Origin of the sequence: Microcystis sp. M015S2 (assembly GCF_020245945.1) — a bacterium.
Classification (GTDB): Bacteria; Cyanobacteriota; Cyanobacteriia; order Cyanobacteriales; family Microcystaceae; genus Microcystis.
Genome location: NZ_JADBTX010000004.1, coordinates 73,302 through 90,859, shown reverse-complemented (window position 1 = coordinate 90,859; position 17,558 = coordinate 73,302). Strand labels below are relative to the sequence as shown.

Annotated in this window: 17 protein-coding genes and 1 tRNA gene; 15 read left to right on the top strand and 3 right to left on the bottom strand. The window is 42.0% G+C overall.

The genetic code is table 11. The features are described 5' to 3' along the window. Nucleotides 1–77 precede the first annotated feature (77 nt). Nucleotides 78–857 (top strand): pentapeptide repeat-containing protein, encoded by a 780-nt coding sequence (locus IM473_RS00740; protein ID WP_287656924.1) that lies wholly within the window; start codon nt 78–80, stop codon nt 855–857. Between the two features lie 135 nt (nt 858–992). Here IM473_RS00740 and IM473_RS00735 read toward each other — a convergent pair whose 3' ends face one another. Then, a complete protein-coding gene (locus tag IM473_RS00735; protein WP_287656922.1) occupies nt 993–1,514 on the bottom strand; it encodes a hypothetical protein in 522 nt (173 codons plus the stop codon). 381 nt (nt 1,515–1,895) lie between these two features. Here IM473_RS00735 and IM473_RS00730 point away from each other — a divergent pair, with 381 nt between their 5' ends. Together IM473_RS00730 and IM473_RS00725 are read left to right on the top strand one after the other, a co-directional pair. Further along, a complete protein-coding gene (locus IM473_RS00730) occupies nt 1,896–2,306 on the top strand; it encodes a coiled-coil domain-containing protein (protein WP_287656921.1) in 411 nt (136 codons plus the stop codon). Between the two features lie 57 nt (nt 2,307–2,363). Then, nucleotides 2,364–3,911, top strand: a complete 1,548-nt coding sequence (locus IM473_RS00725) for a protein kinase domain-containing protein (protein ID WP_287656919.1) — start codon at nt 2,364–2,366, stop codon at nt 3,909–3,911. 49 nt (nt 3,912–3,960) lie between these two features. Here the strand turns inward: IM473_RS00725 and trhO are convergent, their stop codons facing one another. Continuing rightward, nucleotides 3,961–4,773 carry an oxygen-dependent tRNA uridine(34) hydroxylase TrhO gene (trhO, locus tag IM473_RS00720; protein ID WP_287656917.1) on the bottom strand — a complete coding sequence of 271 codons (813 nt, stop codon included), beginning with the start codon at nt 4,771–4,773 and terminating at the stop codon, nt 3,961–3,963. Between the two features lie 77 nt (nt 4,774–4,850). On the opposite strand from trhO, the gene IM473_RS00715 reads away from it, so the two are divergent. From IM473_RS00715 to IM473_RS00660, 12 genes are all read left to right on the top strand, one after another. Next, nucleotides 4,851–4,923, top strand: a tRNA-Ala gene (locus IM473_RS00715). 91 nt (nt 4,924–5,014) lie between these two features. Then, a complete protein-coding gene (gene recO / locus IM473_RS00710) occupies nt 5,015–5,797 on the top strand; it encodes a DNA repair protein RecO (RefSeq protein ID WP_287656915.1) in 783 nt (260 codons plus the stop codon). Nucleotides 5,798–5,819: 22 nt separating this feature from the next. Continuing rightward, nucleotides 5,820–7,310 carry an MFS transporter gene (locus tag IM473_RS00705; RefSeq protein WP_287656912.1) on the top strand — a complete coding sequence of 497 codons (1,491 nt, stop codon included), beginning with the start codon at nt 5,820–5,822 and terminating at the stop codon, nt 7,308–7,310. A 204-nt stretch (nt 7,311–7,514) separates the two neighbouring features. Beyond that, nucleotides 7,515–7,811 (top strand): hypothetical protein, encoded by a 297-nt coding sequence (locus tag IM473_RS00700; protein ID WP_287690309.1) that lies wholly within the window; start codon nt 7,515–7,517, stop codon nt 7,809–7,811. A 232-nt stretch (nt 7,812–8,043) separates the two neighbouring features. Further along, complete coding sequence (gene ilvD, locus IM473_RS00695; RefSeq protein WP_287656909.1) at nt 8,044–9,729, top strand: dihydroxy-acid dehydratase; 1,686 nt, start codon at nt 8,044–8,046, stop codon at nt 9,727–9,729. Nucleotides 9,730–9,938: 209 nt separating this feature from the next. Continuing rightward, complete coding sequence (locus IM473_RS00690; protein WP_287656907.1) at nt 9,939–10,799, top strand: tetratricopeptide repeat protein; 861 nt, start codon at nt 9,939–9,941, stop codon at nt 10,797–10,799. A 227-nt stretch (nt 10,800–11,026) separates the two neighbouring features. Continuing rightward, nucleotides 11,027–11,461: a ferritin-like domain-containing protein gene (locus tag IM473_RS00685; RefSeq protein WP_002731529.1), complete on the top strand. Its 435-nt coding sequence runs from the start codon at nt 11,027–11,029 to the stop codon at nt 11,459–11,461. A 34-nt stretch (nt 11,462–11,495) separates the two neighbouring features. Then, nucleotides 11,496–12,416 (top strand): FTR1 family iron permease, encoded by a 921-nt coding sequence (locus IM473_RS00680; protein ID WP_287656905.1) that lies wholly within the window; start codon nt 11,496–11,498, stop codon nt 12,414–12,416. A gap of 159 nt (nt 12,417–12,575) precedes the next feature. Next, nucleotides 12,576–14,189 carry an ABC transporter substrate-binding protein gene (locus IM473_RS00675; RefSeq protein WP_287656903.1) on the top strand — a complete coding sequence of 538 codons (1,614 nt, stop codon included), beginning with the start codon at nt 12,576–12,578 and terminating at the stop codon, nt 14,187–14,189. Between the two features lie 43 nt (nt 14,190–14,232). After that, a complete protein-coding gene (locus IM473_RS00670) occupies nt 14,233–14,679 on the top strand; it encodes a hypothetical protein (protein WP_287656901.1) in 447 nt (148 codons plus the stop codon). 451 nt (nt 14,680–15,130) lie between these two features. Further along, nucleotides 15,131–15,352: a hypothetical protein gene (locus IM473_RS00665; protein WP_008198534.1), complete on the top strand. Its 222-nt coding sequence runs from the start codon at nt 15,131–15,133 to the stop codon at nt 15,350–15,352. After that, nucleotides 15,349–15,762, top strand: a complete 414-nt coding sequence (locus IM473_RS00660; RefSeq protein WP_287656899.1) for a PIN domain-containing protein — start codon at nt 15,349–15,351, stop codon at nt 15,760–15,762. The genes IM473_RS00665 and IM473_RS00660 overlap by 4 nt, the downstream gene beginning before the upstream one ends. Before the next feature lie 464 nt (nt 15,763–16,226). On the opposite strand, the gene IM473_RS00655 is transcribed toward IM473_RS00660, so the two are convergent. Then, on the bottom strand, nt 16,227–17,465 hold the full coding sequence (locus tag IM473_RS00655; protein ID WP_287656898.1) for a DNA cytosine methyltransferase: 1,239 nt from the start codon (nt 17,463–17,465) through the stop codon (nt 16,227–16,229). Nucleotides 17,466–17,558: the final 93 nt, after the last annotated feature.

The following is a 17,558-nucleotide window of genomic DNA, read 5'->3' as shown; positions in this document are numbered from 1 at the left end:
AGTTAGTTATCGGACAAAGTTTTTAGGTGCTTTTGTTGATTACTTCTTAACCACCATCTTAAAGTAGAAGAAGGGAGATGAAAGTTAATCAGTTACTAAGACTCTACGAACAAGGAGAACGGGATTTTTTAGGCATTGACTTGATGAGTCTAGATCTACAACAAGTGACTCTAATCGCTGTCAATTTTGCTGCGGCCAATTTGTGCGGAACTAATTTGAGCCGCTCTTTTCTGACTAAATCAAATCTGCGGGGAGCGAGTTTGAATTGGGCGAATTTAACCTATGCCAAATTAAGTCAAGCGCAATTAGTGGAAGCGGACTTAACCAAGGCCAATCTCACCGGGGCCTTTATGGTACAGGCTAACCTGCGTAACTCGCGATTAAGTGGGGCGGATCTTTCCCATGCTAATCTCCGGGGGGCGAATTTATGCGGGGCGAATTTATGCGGGGCGAATTTATACTTAGTTAATCTCTTGGAGGCAACCCTAGATAAAGTCAATCTCAATTGGGCCAATTTGCAGGAAGCGCGGTTAAGTGGGGCTAAATGTCGTCAGATTTCCGCAAGGGAAGCCAATTTTAGCAGCTCTTTTCTAAAAGAGGTGAACTTTCAGGGGGCTAATTTAGAAAGGGCTAATTTTAGCGAGGCACGTCTGACCGGTAGTGATTTACGCGGGGCCAATTTAGCGGGTGCTAATCTAGCGGGAGCGCGTTTACAAGAGGTAAATCTACAGGGAGCGGACTTGAGGGGTGCTAACTTGACGGGGACTTGTTTTGAGAGTGTCACTGGTTGGACAGAAATCGTCCAAGAAGATGATATTTTTCCCCTAGACTGGTTTCGGCCTCGTTTTGCTACTTAAAAGTCAATATATAGCGTTTCCTGTTCGCAAGAGGTACATTATCGATGTTGAAAAGCTTAATTAGCAAAGGTTTAACTGTACCACACAGGTGTGAGAACTGCTATATCTGCCGAAAGTCCCTCCTTTTCCTATCAATTAACGATTAGCTGGAGTGGTTAATCTTTGCTTAGGAATGGGGATTTGGGGAGCATTATTCGGCTCATCCTCGAAGGGTAAAGCAGGAGGAGGAGTGGTAGCACTGGGAGATGGTGCTGGAGATGGCGTGGGATTAACGGCAGCGGGGGGACTTTTCGGGGTGACTACGGGTGCGGGAGAGCTAAAACCGAGGAGAGCTTTGCCAAAGGGAAAAACATTAGCCCAGCGTTGAATATTGGGATGGCCAAACCAATCTTGACGGGATACCTTCACCGAGAGCAAAGGTGCGATCGCCCCTGATTTTTCGGCGGTTATTAATAAATCAATTTTATTAATACCCTGTTGTTGATTAAAACGACTGATGATAGTTTTCTCCGCTAATTGCGATGCTCTAGTCAATAATCCTTCGTAGGATTCTCCCTGTTGAACTGCGATGGTAAGATTAACAGTGGATTGAGCAAAAACCACGTCAACGGCGATAATTCCCGTCAGCAGCGTTAAAACAGTAATAGACTTGTACATAGGACAGACAGTTAAACAGTCACTCCCTGGTTAGGGTCGGGATCTTCCCTGTGAGAGTTCCCCGATCGCTTTCTTAAATTACCATGATCGATCTCTGGCCACAATTGAAAATTTTCTGGTAGCAAAATCGTCCTTGGCTCCTACCAATAGGCAACAGGGGAATAATTAGGGCTGGCTGAATAAATCTAAAAACTTTGTTGGATAATATCTTTAGGCTTTTTTGAAATCAAAAAGTGCCAGCCATTGGAGTAATCGGGGGGAAAATTCAGGTACTTTTTCCCTAAAATGGGTCAACCCCCACACCCGACAACCCACACCAACGAAAAACTTTTTCAGCATAACCTAATTATATTTGGCTATATCAACAAGAGGTTTCTAATTATGACACAAACTAGCGAAACCGTTACCTATTCTCTCGAATCTGTCCTGAAAGAAATTAAAGATAGTATTAAAGAGGTTAATCAGAAAATTGACTCTCTCCAAAGAGATGTTAATCAAAAATTTGATACTCTCCAAAGAGATATGGATCAAAAATTTGACATTCTCCAAAGAGATGTTAATGATTTAAAGGTGGAAGTCACAGAAATCAAAGGAGATATTAAAACTCTTGATCAGAAAGTCGAAACAATGGATAAACGACTGGAAAAAGTCGAGGATAGTTATGCAATCCTAGTTAAAGATATTGCGGACTTGAAAGGGTTTAAATCTCTGATTATCCCCATGGTTGTGGCTTTTTTAAGTGCCGTGGTCACTTTGGGATTGCGCGGCTTTTTTCTTGGCAACAAACCTTAAATATAGCAGGGAATATTGTTATCATCAAGTTTATTTTGTACTCTACCAATAAAATCTATGAGTTTTTGTATTAATCCCCATTGTCCTAAACCGAAAAGTATCACGGAGAGTCGTTACTGTCAATCCTGTGGTTCCGACTTGCTTTTAAATGGTAAATATCGAGTCACAAATTTATTGAGTGCCAAAGGTGGATTTGGTAATACCTATGAAGTGATAGATGAACATAAAATAACCAAAGTATTAAAAGTTCTTACCTACGATTCCAGCAAAGCTATTGATTTATTTCAACAGGAAGCCAATCTTTTAAAACAATTAAATCACCCCGGTATTCCCAAAGGAGAAAACTATTTTATTTATCATCCCCGGGAGAGTCAAACTGCTTTACACTGTTTAGTTATGGAGAAAATTGCTGGTATTGACTTAGAAGAACATCAAAAACAAAGAGGATTTAAACCGATTGATTATCATCTCGCTTTGGATTGGTTAACTCAGTTAGCTAATATTCTCCACGAGGTTCATAAACATAAATTCTATCATCGCGACATCAAACCCTCTAATATTATTTTAAAACCCGATGGTCAATTAGTTTTAATTGATTTTGGAGCAGCGCGACAGGTGACTAAAACTGTCCTAGCAGGAGGTAAAAATACGGGAATTTATACCCCCGGATATGCTCCTCCTGAACAATCTCGTGGTCACTCTGTCCCCCAATCAGACTTTTATGCTTTGGGCAAAACTTTCGTCTTTTTGTTAACCGGTAAAGAACCCAGTGACCCAAAAATTTATAATATCAATACCAATGAATTTAACTGGCGTAAATATGCCCCAAATATCCCTTCTAGATTAGCAGATTTTATCGATAATTTAATGGTAGAAAAACCTATTGATCGACCTAAAGATACCAAAACTTTGCTAAAAATTATTGCCGATATTAAAGCTAATCTCCATCAAACTAAAAAAACCAAAAATTCTTCTCCTGAAAAACCTAAAATTGTTCCTATTCCCAATCCTGCACTTTTTTCTTTACTCGCCGCAATTTCTCCTAGTTATGCTGGGTTTTGGCTCCGATTAAAAGCCTCTTTAATTGATTCTTTTATCGTTTTTATTATCGCCGCTTTATTAGGTGGTTATATCTGTTTTCGCTTACAACAATGGTCAACTTTCCAAGATTTAAATCTTAACTTTAATATACCCAAAGAAATGTGGGTTTACTATGCAGCGGGATTAAGTGCAGCTGGAACAACAATTATCGGGTTTGCTTTATTTATAGCGGCAATTATCTATAATATTCAAGCCAAACTTAACTTTACTCACGAACATATTGCCATCCTGACCGCTCTTGGTTTAGGAATAGTTATTAAATGGTTATATTATGTTTTCTTAGAATATCTTTTTAAGGCCACTATTGGTAAAATGTTTTTTGATTTATCCGTCACCGATAGCCAAGGAAGACGCATATCTTTTGCAAGAGCCAATCGCCGCTACTTACTAAAATTTCTCTCCACTGCTCCCTTATATTTGGGCTTTTTGCTGGCAGCCTGGACAAAGAAAAAACGCGCCCTTCATGACATGATTTCTGGTACACAAATCCGCAAGAAAAAGTAACCAGATACTAGAAAAGTAGGGAGATGAGAGCGGTTAAGATAGGAGAAAATTAACTACAATAGGGACAAGATATTCCCGCTCGGTAATTGGGGGACTGTTGATCTTTTTCATCGATGGGATGACCGCAAGCGGGACACATTTCATAATGTCCTACCTCTAAATTAGCTGTTAGGGCCACTCTTTGATCAAAAACAAAACATTCTCCTTGCCAAAGACTCTGATCGGGACTAACTTCTTCTAAGTATTTCAAAATACCTCCCTCTAGCTGATAAACTTGAGAAAAACCTTGATTTAATAAAAAAGCTGCCGCCTTTTCACAACGAATTCCCCCCGTACAAAAAAGAGCTATTTTTTTATCGTTAATACTATCAAAATTTTCCTGAATATACTCAGAAAATTGGCGAAAATGCTGGATTTCTGGGTTAAGCGCTCCCGCAAAAGTACCGATCGCCACTTCATAATTATTCCGAGTATCGATAACTACCACGTCCGGCTCTTTCAGCAATTGGTTCCACTCTTCAGTTTTGAGATGAATTCCTGTTTTTTCGAGAGGATTAGCCTTGGGTTGACCGAAAGTCACAATTTCCTTTTTTAAGCGAATTTTTAAGCGTTGAAAGGGCAAATAATCACAAACAGACTCTTTCACCTCTAGATTAGCTAAACGAGTATCGGTTTTTAACCAACTAATCACCTCGGCGATCGCTTGACGGTTCCCGGCGATCGTTGCATTAATCCCCTCGGCTGCCAGAAGAATAGTTCCTTTAATTCCTCTTTCTTGGCAGTATTTTTGTATTTCTGGCTGTTTTTGACGATAATCTGACAAAGCCACAAACTGGTAAAAAGTGGCGACTAGATAAGACATGGCAGGCAAGGGAAAAATTAACTTGTAATATTTTTCACTATAGGTTATGATAACGAAAGTGTCCTAAAAACCAGATCGGGGGTTTAGCTCAGTTGGTAGAGCGCCTGCTTTGCAAGCAGGATGTCAGCGGTTCGAGTCCGCTAACCTCCATAGCATCTCCCCCATAGTCCTAACTGATTCCCCTTTGTTTGGTGATTAGCTCAAGTCTTCTTGGGGAGACAATTAGCTAGTTAATTATTAAATGATGTCTCGTACCTATCAAGCTACTGGAATCAATCTGCAAGGAATGGCCTTCGGAGAAGCCGATCGCCTCTTAACTATTTTGACGGCCGAATATGGTTTAATTAGAGCCATCGCTCCAGGTGCGCGCAAGTATAAATCTTCCCTGCGGGGTAGAAGTGAACTATTTGTGGTCAATAATCTGTTGATAGTCGCTGGAAAATCCCTAGATAAGGTCGTTCAAGCTGAAACTATCGAATCTTATCCCAAATTAAGTCAAAATCTCGCCAAACTCACCGTTAGCCAATACCTCTGCGAACTGGTTTTGGCGATCGCACTGAGCGAACAACCCCAGAGGGAATTATACGAATTAATCTGCAGCCATCTGGCCAGAATTGAAGTCCTCGACGAAAATCAATACATACTTCCCTACCTTTGTCAAGCAATTTTTCATTTCTTAATAATTGCCGGTTTAGTGCCGCAAGTCCATAACTGCCTGTTGACGGGAAAAGCTTTAATTGGGGACAATTGCCTAGGATTTAGTTTCGAGGCAGGGGGAATAATAGATCTATCTGCCCTAACAGAAACAATCAACCCGCCCAAAATCGATAGTAAACTGACGTTGCAAGAACTGCAATTACTGCAATGCTTAGGAAAACCCGATTTTCCCCCAGAAGAAAACCTTACCTCAGAACTCGCTTGGATTAACCTCGATCGCCTGCTGCGCCGCTATACTCAATATCATCTGGGAAAAACTTTTCGCTCCTCGGCATTAGTTGAGGGTTTATCTCCCTTAGAATTTTAAACAGATAGCAAAAATCATCATAATGCAACTGTTTGACTCAGAAACTGACGACGCTACGTCTAGCGACTCTTCCACACCTGTTTTTAATTCTTCCGATTCCTCACCGAGGCAATCCGACGCAGAAACCATGAACCGCTTGCCTAAACGTGCGCCCAAATCCAATCCTAGTCAGGGTTTTGCCCCGGTGCTAAAAAACCCACGCTTTCTCATCCTCTGGGCGGGGGGAATTTTTTCCCAATTAGCGGATAAATTCTATTTAGTCCTGATGATCTCCCTAATTGCCACCCATTACCAAAAAGCCGATCAGTCGATTAGTGGCTGGGTATCGGCGATAATGATTGCTAATACAATTCCGGCGGTGTTAGTGGGTTCGGTGGCGGGTGTATATGTTGATAGATGGTTAAAAAAACAAGTTTTAGTTATTTCTAACCTTTTACGCGGGGCTTTTGTCCTCCTCATTCCCCTATTATTATGGTTAGTGCGCGAGCAAACTTTAGCCGTTCCCCTCGGTTGGTTGCCAGAAGGTTTAAGAAATTGGCATTATCGGTTACAGGGAGAATTTAACTTACCCTTCGGTTTTTTCCTGTTGTTAGTCATTACTTTTCTTGTCTCCACCTTAACCCAATTTTTTGCCCCCGCCGAACAATCTACCCTGCCATTAGTGGTAAAACGTCGTCATCTTCTACCCGCTAATTCCCTCAACACTTTAACCACGATGGCAGTATTAATTATCGGTTTTGCCATCGGTGAACCGGTATTAGCTTTTGCCGATAGCATTTTCGGCACGAGAGCCGGACAATTTGATATTGGCAAAGTGATGATTGTCGGTGCTTTTTATATAATTGCCGGTTTAATTCTAATTATCCTGCGAACTAACGAAAAATATGTCATTCCTACCGCAGAACAGCCCCATGTTTGGGAAGATATCCGCGACGGCATTCGTTACCTCAACAAAAATCATAAAGTTCGTAATGCTCTGATTCAATTAGTTATCTTATTCTGTATTTTTGCTGCTCTATCAGTATTAGCCGTCAGTATGGCGGAAAAACTACCCGGGTTAAAAGCTTCTCAATTCGGCTTTTTATTAGCCTCCTGTGGTGCAGGAATGGCAGTTAGTGCGATTACTTTGGGTTATTGGGGTCAAAAATTCTCCCACACCCAATTAAGTCTCTGGGGTTCCCTGGGTATGGCGGCAGCTTTAATCGGTTTATCTCTAGCAACAAAGAGTTTAATTTTAGCCTTCGCTATGACCGCTTTATTAGGGATTTTTGCCGCTTTAGTCGGGGTTCCCATGCAAACTACCCTACAGGCAGATACACCCCCCGAAATGCGCGGCAAAGTCTTTGGTTTAGAAAATAATGCCGTTAATATTGCCCTCTCTTTACCCTTAGCTGTTGCGGGTATCGCCGAAACTCAATTCGGACTCCGACCGGTACTATTAGCTTTAGCAGTTATGGCAGTTATCGGCGGTGGTTTTACTTGGTATGTTTCTCGCAATTTATTTAAAGATTAGCGGAACTTATCAGTTATCAGTTATCAGTTATCAGTTATCAGGAGTCAGGAGTCAGGAGTCAGGAGTCAGTATTTAGGAGATTGCGTTTATTTATTCTCCCATCTCCCCCGCAAAGAAGCGAAACTAATATTAACTAAACGGTTGTACGAACAGGGTTATCAACGAGAGGACATTATCAACCTCTTTAAGTTTATCGATTGGCTGATGAGCTTACCCACTGACTTAGAACAAGAGTTTCAACAGGAATTAAATCAGTACGAGGAAGAAAAACGAGTGCGTTATATTACCAGTGTTCAAAGAATGGGAATGGAAAAGGGGATGAGAGAATCTGTCATTGATGCCCTTGAGATTCGGTTTGAGAATGTGCCTTCTGAACTGGTTAATAAGATTAGCCAAATTCAAGAGACTTCTCTTCTAAAAAATCTCCACAGACAAGCGATTACTCTTGACTCAATCTCAGATTTTCAAGGCTATTTAAATCAGTTAAACAAACCTGAATAATTCTGGTTTGTCGCCCAAGTAAACGGGTTTCAGAAGAAAACGGATTTCGTCCGACTGCTGATTCCCGATAGTTGTCCCCTGAATCATCCCACAGTTTTATATTTTCTTTAGAGATGGGCTGTCCCAAAACCTGCTCAGAGCGGCCAAAAGTCAGAAAATAGAAATAAAGGTGCGATTAGAGAACTTGAGCCGCGATCGCACACATAAGCCGCCATTGGAGAAAGATAAAGTTATGGCAGATAACTACAGAAGTCGCATTGTTACCCAAGGTACCCAACGCAGTCCGAATCGGGCCATGTTAAGAGCGGTAGGTTTTGGGGATGAGGACTTTAACAAACCAATCATCGGCATCGCTAACGGATTTAGCACCATTACCCCCTGTAACATGGGAATTAATGATTTAGCAATGCGTGCCGAAGCAGGAACCAGATTAGCGGGGGGAATGCCGCAACTTTTCGGGACTATCACCATTAGTGACGGGATTTCCATGGGAACAGAAGGAATGAAATATTCTCTCGTTTCTAGGGAAGTAATCGCCGATTCCATTGAAACCGTCTGTAATGGTCAAAGTCTCGATGGAGTCCTCGCTATCGGGGGTTGTGACAAAAATATGCCGGGGGCAATGATTGCCATGGCCCGGATGAATATTCCCGCTATTTTCGTCTATGGTGGCACGATTAAACCAGGGCGCTACAAAGATTGCGATTTAACCGTGGTCAGTTCCTTTGAAGCCGTGGGACAGTACAGCGCCGGTAAAATCAGTGAAGAAGACCTCATCGGAATTGAACGCAACGCTTGCCCTGGCGCTGGTTCCTGTGGTGGAATGTTTACTGCTAATACCATGTCTTCCATTTTTGAAGCCATGGGGATGAGTTTACCCTACTCCTCGACCATGGCCGCCGAAGATGCGGAAAAAGCTGATAGTACCGAAGAATCGGCCAAGGTTTTGGTCGAGGCGGTTAGAAAACAGATTCTACCTAGCCAAATTTTGACCCGTAAAGCCTTTGAAAACGCCATTTCGGTAATTATGGCGGTGGGAGGTTCCACTAACGCTGTGCTGCACCTTTTAGCCATTTCCCGCACCATCGGGGTAGAATTATCGATCGATGATTTTGAAACCATCCGGCAGCGTGTACCGGTTATCTGCGATCTTAAACCCTCCGGGCGTTACGTTACCGTAGATCTGCATAAAGCCGGCGGTATTCCCCAAGTGATGAAAATTCTCCTGGTTAATGGTTTACTGCACGGGGATGCTCTCACCATTAGCGGTCAGACTATCGCCGAGATTTTAGCCGATATTCCCGACCAACCGCCGTCAGGCCAAGACGTTATCCGTCCTTTTAGCAATCCTGTCTATAAAGAGGGTCATTTAGCCATTTTAAAAGGAAATCTGGCCACAGAGGGGTCCGTGGCCAAAATTAGCGGCGTGAAAACTCCGGTAATCACCGGGCCCGCCAGGGTGTTTGAGTCGGAAGAAACCTGTTTAGAGGCAATTTTAGCCGGAAAAATTCAAGCCGGGGATGTGGTGGTTGTCCGTTACGAGGGACCAGTAGGTGGACCGGGTATGCGGGAAATGTTAGCCCCCACTTCGGCAATTATCGGCGCCGGTTTAGGGGATTCCGTGGGATTAATTACCGATGGTCGTTTTTCCGGGGGAACCTACGGTCTGGTGGTCGGTCACGTCGCTCCAGAAGCGGCGGTGGGTGGTACAATTGCCCTAGTAGAGGAAGGGGATCAAATCACTATTGATGCTCGTCAGCGTCTCTTGAGTTTAAATGTATCTGAGGAAGAATTAACCCGTCGTCGTAACCATTGGCAACCGCGTCCCCCACGCTATAAAACGGGAATTCTCGGCAAATTCGCCAAGTTAGTCTCCTCTAGCAGTCTCGGTGCTTTAACGGATCTGAATCTGTTCTAAAAGTATAACTAGGGTTTGCGGCAAAAAGCTTTTCCTGGGGGCAGGGTGTGGGGTGTGGGGTGTAGGGTGTGGGGTTTTATCGATTTTCAGGTGGTCAACTACCTAATTTTCAGGGAAAAAGCACCCACTGCTCACCCAACACTCCCACTGATAACTGATAACTGATAACTGATAAGACTGACGAACCTAATTACTATAGATTAATGACTATGACCTATCTACTCACTGTCTATCGAGCGCTCGAATGCCGTCCGGATACCTATCGGGACTGGTATGACCAAGGCAATATTTTAAAAGAAAGAATGGACTATTTTGGAGCCTTAATCAGTTACGAAAAAGCCTTAGAATATTATCCAGATGATTATTGGGCATGGTACAAAAGGGGTATGATACTAGAAGACTTGGGAATGTATGAAGAAGCGGCTGAAAGTTACTCTAACGCAGCACAGGTAAAGGATGATAACTATTGGGCTTGGTACGATCAAGGTTGTGTTTATCTGCAAGAATTAAAAGACTACGAAAAAGCGATCGCTTGTTTTCAACGGGCCCTAAGTCATAGTCCGGGGGACTATTGGGCCGCCTACCGGCAAGGGGAGGCCTATCGATTGCTCAAAAACTACGAACGCGCTATCACTTCCTATGATCTGGCCTTGGGGGCGCGACCCCAGGATTATTGGGCCTGGTATCGTCGTGGCGACGCTTTCCGGGATTGGGGCAATCCCCAAGAGGCTTTATTTAATTATCGTACCGCCCTCGATATCCGACCGCAAGATTACTGGTCTTGGTATCAACAGGGTGTGATCCTACAGGAATTACAGCGTTTACCAGAAGCGATCGCCTGTTATGAAGAATCGTTAAAAATCGATCGAGATGATCGCTATGCGTGGTATAATGCAGCCTGCTGTTATGCCGCCCTCGGTCAACAACAAAAAGCGATCGACTGTTTACGGGAAGCTCTAGACATAGAACCGGATATTTGCGGCGAATTAGCGCGTAATAACTTTGTTTTCGATGGTTTAAGGCAAAATGAAGCCTTTAATGACCTCTTGAGTTGCTATTTCCCCAGCTAAAGTCTTTTTGCATCACCTAGGGTTTGCTGAAAAGGTTTTTTGTGGGGTGTGGGGTTTTAGGCATTTTCAGGGAAAAAGTGCCTAAATTTTCCCCTCTATTGCTCAAATGGCTGGCACTTTTTTGATGGCAAAAAAGCCTAAAGATATTAGCCAACAAGGTTTTTAGATTTATTTAGCCAGTCTGGATTAGCTACAATTGCAATTAGAGACAAATTATTGAGAATCTTATGCGAGAACTAGACAGAGACAAAACCATCGAACAACTAAACGAAATCATGGAATTTGAACTAGCGGGAGTTGTCCGTTACACCCACTATTCCCTGATGGTGACAGGTCCCCATCGCATCCCTATCGTCCAATTTTTCCAGACTCAGGCCACGGAATCCCTCACCCACGCGCAACAAGTCGGGGAAATTCTCACCGGTTTAGAAGGTCATCCTAGCTTAAAAATTGCCCCCATCGAGGAGAGCTATGAACACAATATCAAAGCAATCTTGAGTGAGAGCCTCAATCATGAGAAAAAATCCCTTGATTTGTACAAAGCACTCCTAGAAACCGTTGAAGATGCCAGTATTTACCTAGAAGAATTCGCTCGCGGTATGATCGGACAAGAAGAATTACACAATCTGGAAATTCGCAAGATGCTGCGAGATTTTGCTTAAGCTAGGATCAAAGCTAGAGTTTATCGACTAGCTTATGAATCTCAGTTCCGCTTTACCCACTTTTATTATCACTCTCCGGGAAGGTTTTGAGGCCGCTTTAGTGGTGGGAATTGTCCTCGCTTGTTTACAAAAATCGGGTCGATCGCAACTTAACTCATGGGTGTATCGTGGTATTGGTGCGGGAGTGGTCGCTAGTGTTTTGGTCGGTGTTTTGTTAGGGGGAATCCTTTTGCAAGTGGATGCCTCTCCTAGTCCATTTGTACCAATGATTAAGGAATTACTGGCCGCCACTTTTGGACTGATTGCCGTTTTGATGTTGAGTTGGATGTTAATTTGGATGACTCAACAGGCCAAATATTTGAAATCTGAGGTAGAAAGTGCGGTAAAAGCGGGTTTAAAATCGGAAAATGGGGCAGGAAAAGCGATTTTTCTGCTCGTTTTTATCGCTGTCTTGCGGGAGGGATTTGAAACTGTCCTCTTTATCCTGGCCCAATTCCAAAAAGATTGGCAGATACAAACGTTCGGTGCGATAGCAGGGTTAAGTGTCGCGACTTTGTTGGGAATTCTCCTATTTGCGGGGGGAGTAAAAATTAATATCCGTCTCTTTTTTCAAATTATGGGGACTTTCCTACTCTTAATCGTTGCGGGATTACTCATCGGTGTTTTGAAACATATCGACGCAGGAATCAGTCTTTTAACTGAAATTGACCCTTTTTATCGCAATTTCTGTCCTTCTCTCCCCTCCTCCTGTCTTCTCGGTTTTCAGGTTTGGGACGGTTCCCAAATTTTGAGCGATCGCACTTTTCCCGGACTCCTCCTTAAATCCCTATTTGGTTATCGTCAAAACCTCTATATCAGTCAAATTGTTGCTTATATCCTCTTTTTACTGCTTATCGGTGGCCTCTATTTCCAAAGCTTACGACAACGTCCTCAAACAGTGACCAGTGACCAGTAAACAGTAATCAGTGAACGGTAAACAGTGAAAAGATGGCAAGAAACTGCTATTTAATACTGCTCACTTAACACATACTGCTCACTTAAAACTCAAATCTGATAACTTACCCACTGATAACTTACCCACTGATAACTGATAACTGATAACTGATAACTGATTATGACTACTTGGCAATGTGACGGTATCCCTAAAGATGGTAAAACTTATCCGCAAGCGATTGCGGGAGGTCATGAACCCTGCGACAATACTACTCCTGATTGTCCTATCTGTGGCCTGCCTAGGGAAGCGATGGATCCCGTCACAACGACGGTTAAAACCACAGTTGTCGTCTCCCCGGGGGGTACAACTAGAGTCGGTCAAAAATCTAACTGGTTACTTCCCTTCGCTTTGATAATTACCGCTTTAACCGCAGGTTTAGGGGGTTGGAGTCTATTGCAAATGCTCATTCCCAAACCCGATACTCCCCAAGTTGTCGGGGAAGAAACCCCAGACAAGCAAACCGAGGCAACTTTTGTGAGTGATACGGCTAAAAATCCCGATTTATTTAGCCAAGGTGAGAAAATACTGCTTAATTCCACTCCTAACAAAGAAAAAGGCGCAGCGGCCTTTAAAAAAGAAGATTGGATAAATGCGATCGCATCTTACCAACTAGCAGCCACTCCCCAAGCAAACGATCCGGAGGGCAAAATCTATTACAATAACGCCAAAGCTAGACAAAAAGGTAATCAAAATACTATAGCCGTCGTTGTCCCCATCGCTAACGACCCCAACAGCGCCAAGGAAATTCTCCGAGGTGTGGCAAGGTATCAAGAGGAGTTTAATAATTCTAATCCGGGTAATCCTTTGGAAATAGTTATCGCTAATGATGGCGGTGGGTTACAATCAAAAGCGATCGCTGATGATCTGATTCAATCCGGTCAAGTTTTAGCAGTTATGGGCCACGGAATCGATCCTTTTAGTCAAAAAGCGATTGAAAGTTACGAAAAAGAAGGATTAGCGATTCTTTCTCCCCTGACTACCAGTGTTAGTCAAACGGGAAAATCAACCCTGAAAACCATTCCCCTTAAGGATAAATCTCAGGAAGTTTTAGGCAGTTATCTGGAAGCAGTGGCCAAAACTTTGGCTAATTATGCTAGTCAGCAAGAGAATTCTCCCTCAGTGGTTCTTTTTTATAATTCCGATAGTCCCTATAGTCAAAAATTAAAGGATTCCTTTGCTAAAGCGATAAAGGAACCTGGAGGCAAGATAGTTAAGGCAATAGACACCACCAAAGCCAATTTTAACGCTAAAACCGCCATAGATCAGGCAAAACAAGCCGGCGCTAGGGTGGTATTTTTGGCCTTGAGTAAAGACGGCGATCGCATCGATCAAGCCGTGGCTATTGCCCAAGAATCGTCTGGAATGCTCTTATTAGGCGGAAATGAACTTTATACACCCGATATCCTTATTCAAGGAGCGGATAGCATCGACGGATTAGTTCTAGCAGTACCTTGGAGTTTCCAAGCAACAGATCCTTTTGCTAAGGATGCGCTGAAAAGTTGGCGCGGTCGCGTCAGTTGGCGTACTGCTACCGCCTACGATAGCATGAAAGTATTAGGGGAAGCGATCGCTAAAAGTTCTGACCGTGCTACTGTAGTCGAAACTTTAAATCGAGGAATCACCTTGCAGGGAAGCACCACGGATTTTAACATTTTTAATCAAGTTCCCTTGGTGCGTGCTAATCGCGGCAATGAGGGGCCAAAGGGTTCTCAATATCAATTCGATCCTATCTAAAATAGATAATGTGATGTCGAGGAGTAGAATCAAGTCTAATTTTATGAAGAATATCTTACCCATCCTAGCTTTGTTAATGTCGGTGTCGGGAATTGCCGTGTCTTTGGGACGGGAGGAAGTCCGATGTCATCTCGGTTTAGAATCGGCAGCCTGTCCCCAGGAAGAACGAAACATCAGTGAAGACACCCCCCCAGATACCCCCGCAACTACCCCAGAATCTCCCCGGATAGAAGAAACTCCCCGGGAAACCACCCGTAATATCGAACCTTCCCCCGAAGTCTCCCCGTCTCCTGAAAGCGAAACCCCAGTAGAATTCACTCCCATCCCGGAAAAGAACCCCAGTCCAGAAGTACCCCCCGAAAATCCCCCCACCTCAGAAACCAAAGCGGTGGAAAAAACTCCAGATGCAGAAAAAAGTCCGGATGTCAATCCATCTAAAGATGGAGAAACTGAAAGTATTCCGTTAGAAGTTATTCCCCCCGCACAGTAAAATCGGACAAAATCAATTTCTAGTGGGGTAGGGTTGATTCATGAATCAACCCTACAGACTCCAGACAGTAAAATCGGACAAAATCAATTTCTGGCTGAGGATAGGAACTCATGCAAGAGGTAGTTGTACTAAATCTGGTTATTAAAGACTGATTATTTATTCCCCTTTTTGCATGAGTGCATGAGTAGAAAACGGGTTTCTCGGAGAAACCCGTTTTCTGTGCGTTACTCAATTGTATCTAGCTTCTTTCAGCAAACCCTAACTATTGGATTAACGTTTCTTGCGAAGTCCCATTAATCCGAGTCCTGTAAAGGCCAGTCGATTTTTTTGAGAAAATTGAAGTATATTAAGTTTTATTAAGAACAATGAAACTGCAACGGTTATCGGTGATTCAAAAGTATTATAATTGTCTTTGTTATCCTAAATCAATAGTTTTTGCGTGTCAATAATTATGAATAGTTATCAAACCTATTTAATCATCGATCATTCTCAGAAGATTATCCTCTCTAACTTACCCTTTAAAGCAGGAACAAAGTTAGCCATTAACATTCAAGTAGTTGAGGATGAAAAGACAGAAGCCGATTTTGAAGCCTTATTAGATAAAACTAAGGGAATCTGGACTAAAGGAGATGGCTTAGAATATCAGCAAAAAATTCGGGAGGAGTGGATATGAAACGATTAATAGACTCCTGTATTTTAATCGACCATTTTAATGGTATTACCCAAGCTACAGTTTATCTAAAAGCTCACCGAGATGAAAGTTATATTTCTGTCATTACTAAAGCCGAAGTTCTCATTGGTTTTGATGATGATAATTCCTTTGAAAAAGCAGCAGAGTTGTTAAGCAATTTTCCCCTGATAGATTTAGATATCAACATCACTGATTTAGTCATTCAAATCCGTCGTGAACAAATCAAAAAAAAGGCAACCAAACAGCCTAACAAAAAGGTTATTCAATGGAAATTGCCCGATGCCATTCAAGCAGCGATCGCCCTTTACTATAATCTCAAATTAGTCACTCGTAATACCCAAGATTTTGATCTCAATCAACATCCATTTATTGAGATTCCCTATACCATCTAATACCAATTCTCCAAAGTCTGACTACAGAAGTTAAATCCCCCTAAATCCCCCTTAAAAAGGGGAACTTAAAGGGGGATTTAACTTCGATGTGTAGTTTTCATTTAGAGAAATGGTATTACCTTGATCCGACGCTCTACCGGCTTGATAGTTATACCAATTCTCCAAAGTCTGACTACAGAAGTTAAATCCCCCTAAATCCCCCTTAAAAAGGGGAACTTAAAGGGGGATTTAAATTCGATGTGTAGTTTTCATTTAGAGAAATGGTATAACAATAAAACTGAAACAGTTATCGGTGATTCAAAAGTATTATAATTGTATTTGTTATCCTAAATCAATAGTTTTTGCGTGTCAGTAGTTATCAATAGTTAGGGTTTGCTGAAAAAGTACGGGCGACGATCCCTAAAACCCTTACCTTGCCTACATTTCACATTTATTCAGCAAGCCCTATTTACTTTTAGTCAAAATTAATTAACTTCTAACCCCGGAATGCTTAACTGTTCAGTTTTTGGCTGTGTTTCCCCGAAATAATCCCCTTGCAACATATTAATTAAACAGCCACCAAGATGATAGGCCATATTAACGGGAACCGCGTTACCAATCTGTCGATATTGAGAGGTTAAATTACCGGTAAATTGCCAATCATCGGGAAAGGACTGCACTCGTGCATATTCTCTCACAGTCAAAGGACGAGTTTCTTGGGGATGGCATCTTTCTGTTTGGGTTTGTGCCGGACTACAGGTAATAGTTAAAGCTGGTTCATCCCAAGATAATCTTTTAGCATATCCTGTCCGTCCGCCGTGATTTTTGAGACTATTTTTCATATATTCTTTTTGAATATCCATCGGCAAATTCCGCCAATTTCCTCCTGCGGGAACTAAGGACATAATCTCTTTTTTTCTTTCTTTATATTCTACTCCTGGAGAACTTGGACAATTCTCTAGAGCTTTTTTCAGAGAAATAGTATAGTTTCTATATTGGGGAAAAATGGGTTTAATATTTAGGTCTTGACGGGTGGCGATAATAATTAATCTTTCTCTTTTTTGGGGAACATCAAGAAATTGGGCTGATAAAACTTGATAAGCAGCATAATAACCGATTTCCTGTAAAGCTTGCAGCATTAATTGCAGAGTTTCTCCTTTTTTATTGCTTAATAATCCTCGAACATTTTCGGCCATAGCGATTTTAGGTTGCACTTCCTGTAAACAACGAGCAAACTCAAAAAATAAGCTCCCTCTCAAATCTTCTAATCCTTTCCCTAATCCAGCATAACTAAAAGGTTGGCAGGGAAAACCTCCAACTACAATATCTATTTTGTCTCTAAAATCAGAAAATTTAATCTTTTTTATGTCTTTATTTATAACATTCCATTGCGGTCGATTGAGTCTTAAAGTATTAACACAATCTTGATTAATGTCCACCAGTAATTGTGTTTTTATTCCCGCATTTTCTAAACCTAAAGCCATACCACCACAGCCAGCAAATAATTCGATAACCGTGTAATTAGTTGGCTCAACAGTTTGTAAAATTTTCAATTCTCTGGGGGATTGGTTATTTTTAAGATTGGTTAATTGATCGAGATCAAATAGCCAATCAACTTGATTAATTTTCTGACCTTTGATTAATTTTTTCTTTTGCCATGTTAGTATTTCTGCGGTAGTTACACCGAGAATATTAGCGGCTTTTTGTAGATTTACCTGAGTCATAACCAATAATTAGCAACTTATCTACGTTTTTATTATAAATCAAAGTAGCTAAACTTAATAAACAACAATAAAGGCTGAACCTTGTTCAGCCTC

Excerpts from the sequence above, each read along its gene's own strand:
- IM473_RS00740 (WP_287656924.1), top strand. The coding sequence starts at position 78 with ATGAAAGTTAATCAGTTACTAAGACTCTACGAACAAGGAGAACGGGAT.
- IM473_RS00735 (WP_287656922.1), bottom strand. The coding sequence starts at position 1,514 with ATGTACAAGTCTATTACTGTTTTAACGCTGCTGACGGGAATTATCGCC.
- IM473_RS00730 (WP_287656921.1), top strand. The coding sequence starts at position 1,896 with ATGACACAAACTAGCGAAACCGTTACCTATTCTCTCGAATCTGTCCTG.
- IM473_RS00725 (WP_287656919.1), top strand. The coding sequence starts at position 2,364 with ATGAGTTTTTGTATTAATCCCCATTGTCCTAAACCGAAAAGTATCACG.
- trhO (WP_287656917.1), bottom strand. The coding sequence starts at position 4,773 with ATGTCTTATCTAGTCGCCACTTTTTACCAGTTTGTGGCTTTGTCAGAT.
- recO (WP_287656915.1), top strand. The coding sequence starts at position 5,015 with ATGATGTCTCGTACCTATCAAGCTACTGGAATCAATCTGCAAGGAATG.
- IM473_RS00705 (WP_287656912.1), top strand. The coding sequence starts at position 5,820 with ATGCAACTGTTTGACTCAGAAACTGACGACGCTACGTCTAGCGACTCT.
- IM473_RS00700 (WP_287690309.1), top strand. The coding sequence starts at position 7,515 with ATGAGCTTACCCACTGACTTAGAACAAGAGTTTCAACAGGAATTAAAT.
- ilvD (WP_287656909.1), top strand. The coding sequence starts at position 8,044 with ATGGCAGATAACTACAGAAGTCGCATTGTTACCCAAGGTACCCAACGC.
- IM473_RS00690 (WP_287656907.1), top strand. The coding sequence starts at position 9,939 with ATGACCTATCTACTCACTGTCTATCGAGCGCTCGAATGCCGTCCGGAT.
- IM473_RS00685 (WP_002731529.1), top strand. The coding sequence starts at position 11,027 with ATGCGAGAACTAGACAGAGACAAAACCATCGAACAACTAAACGAAATC.
- IM473_RS00680 (WP_287656905.1), top strand. The coding sequence starts at position 11,496 with ATGAATCTCAGTTCCGCTTTACCCACTTTTATTATCACTCTCCGGGAA.
- IM473_RS00675 (WP_287656903.1), top strand. The coding sequence starts at position 12,576 with ATGACTACTTGGCAATGTGACGGTATCCCTAAAGATGGTAAAACTTAT.
- IM473_RS00670 (WP_287656901.1), top strand. The coding sequence starts at position 14,233 with ATGAAGAATATCTTACCCATCCTAGCTTTGTTAATGTCGGTGTCGGGA.
- IM473_RS00665 (WP_008198534.1), top strand. The coding sequence starts at position 15,131 with ATGAATAGTTATCAAACCTATTTAATCATCGATCATTCTCAGAAGATT.
- IM473_RS00660 (WP_287656899.1), top strand. The coding sequence starts at position 15,349 with ATGAAACGATTAATAGACTCCTGTATTTTAATCGACCATTTTAATGGT.
- IM473_RS00655 (WP_287656898.1), bottom strand. The coding sequence starts at position 17,465 with ATGACTCAGGTAAATCTACAAAAAGCCGCTAATATTCTCGGTGTAACT.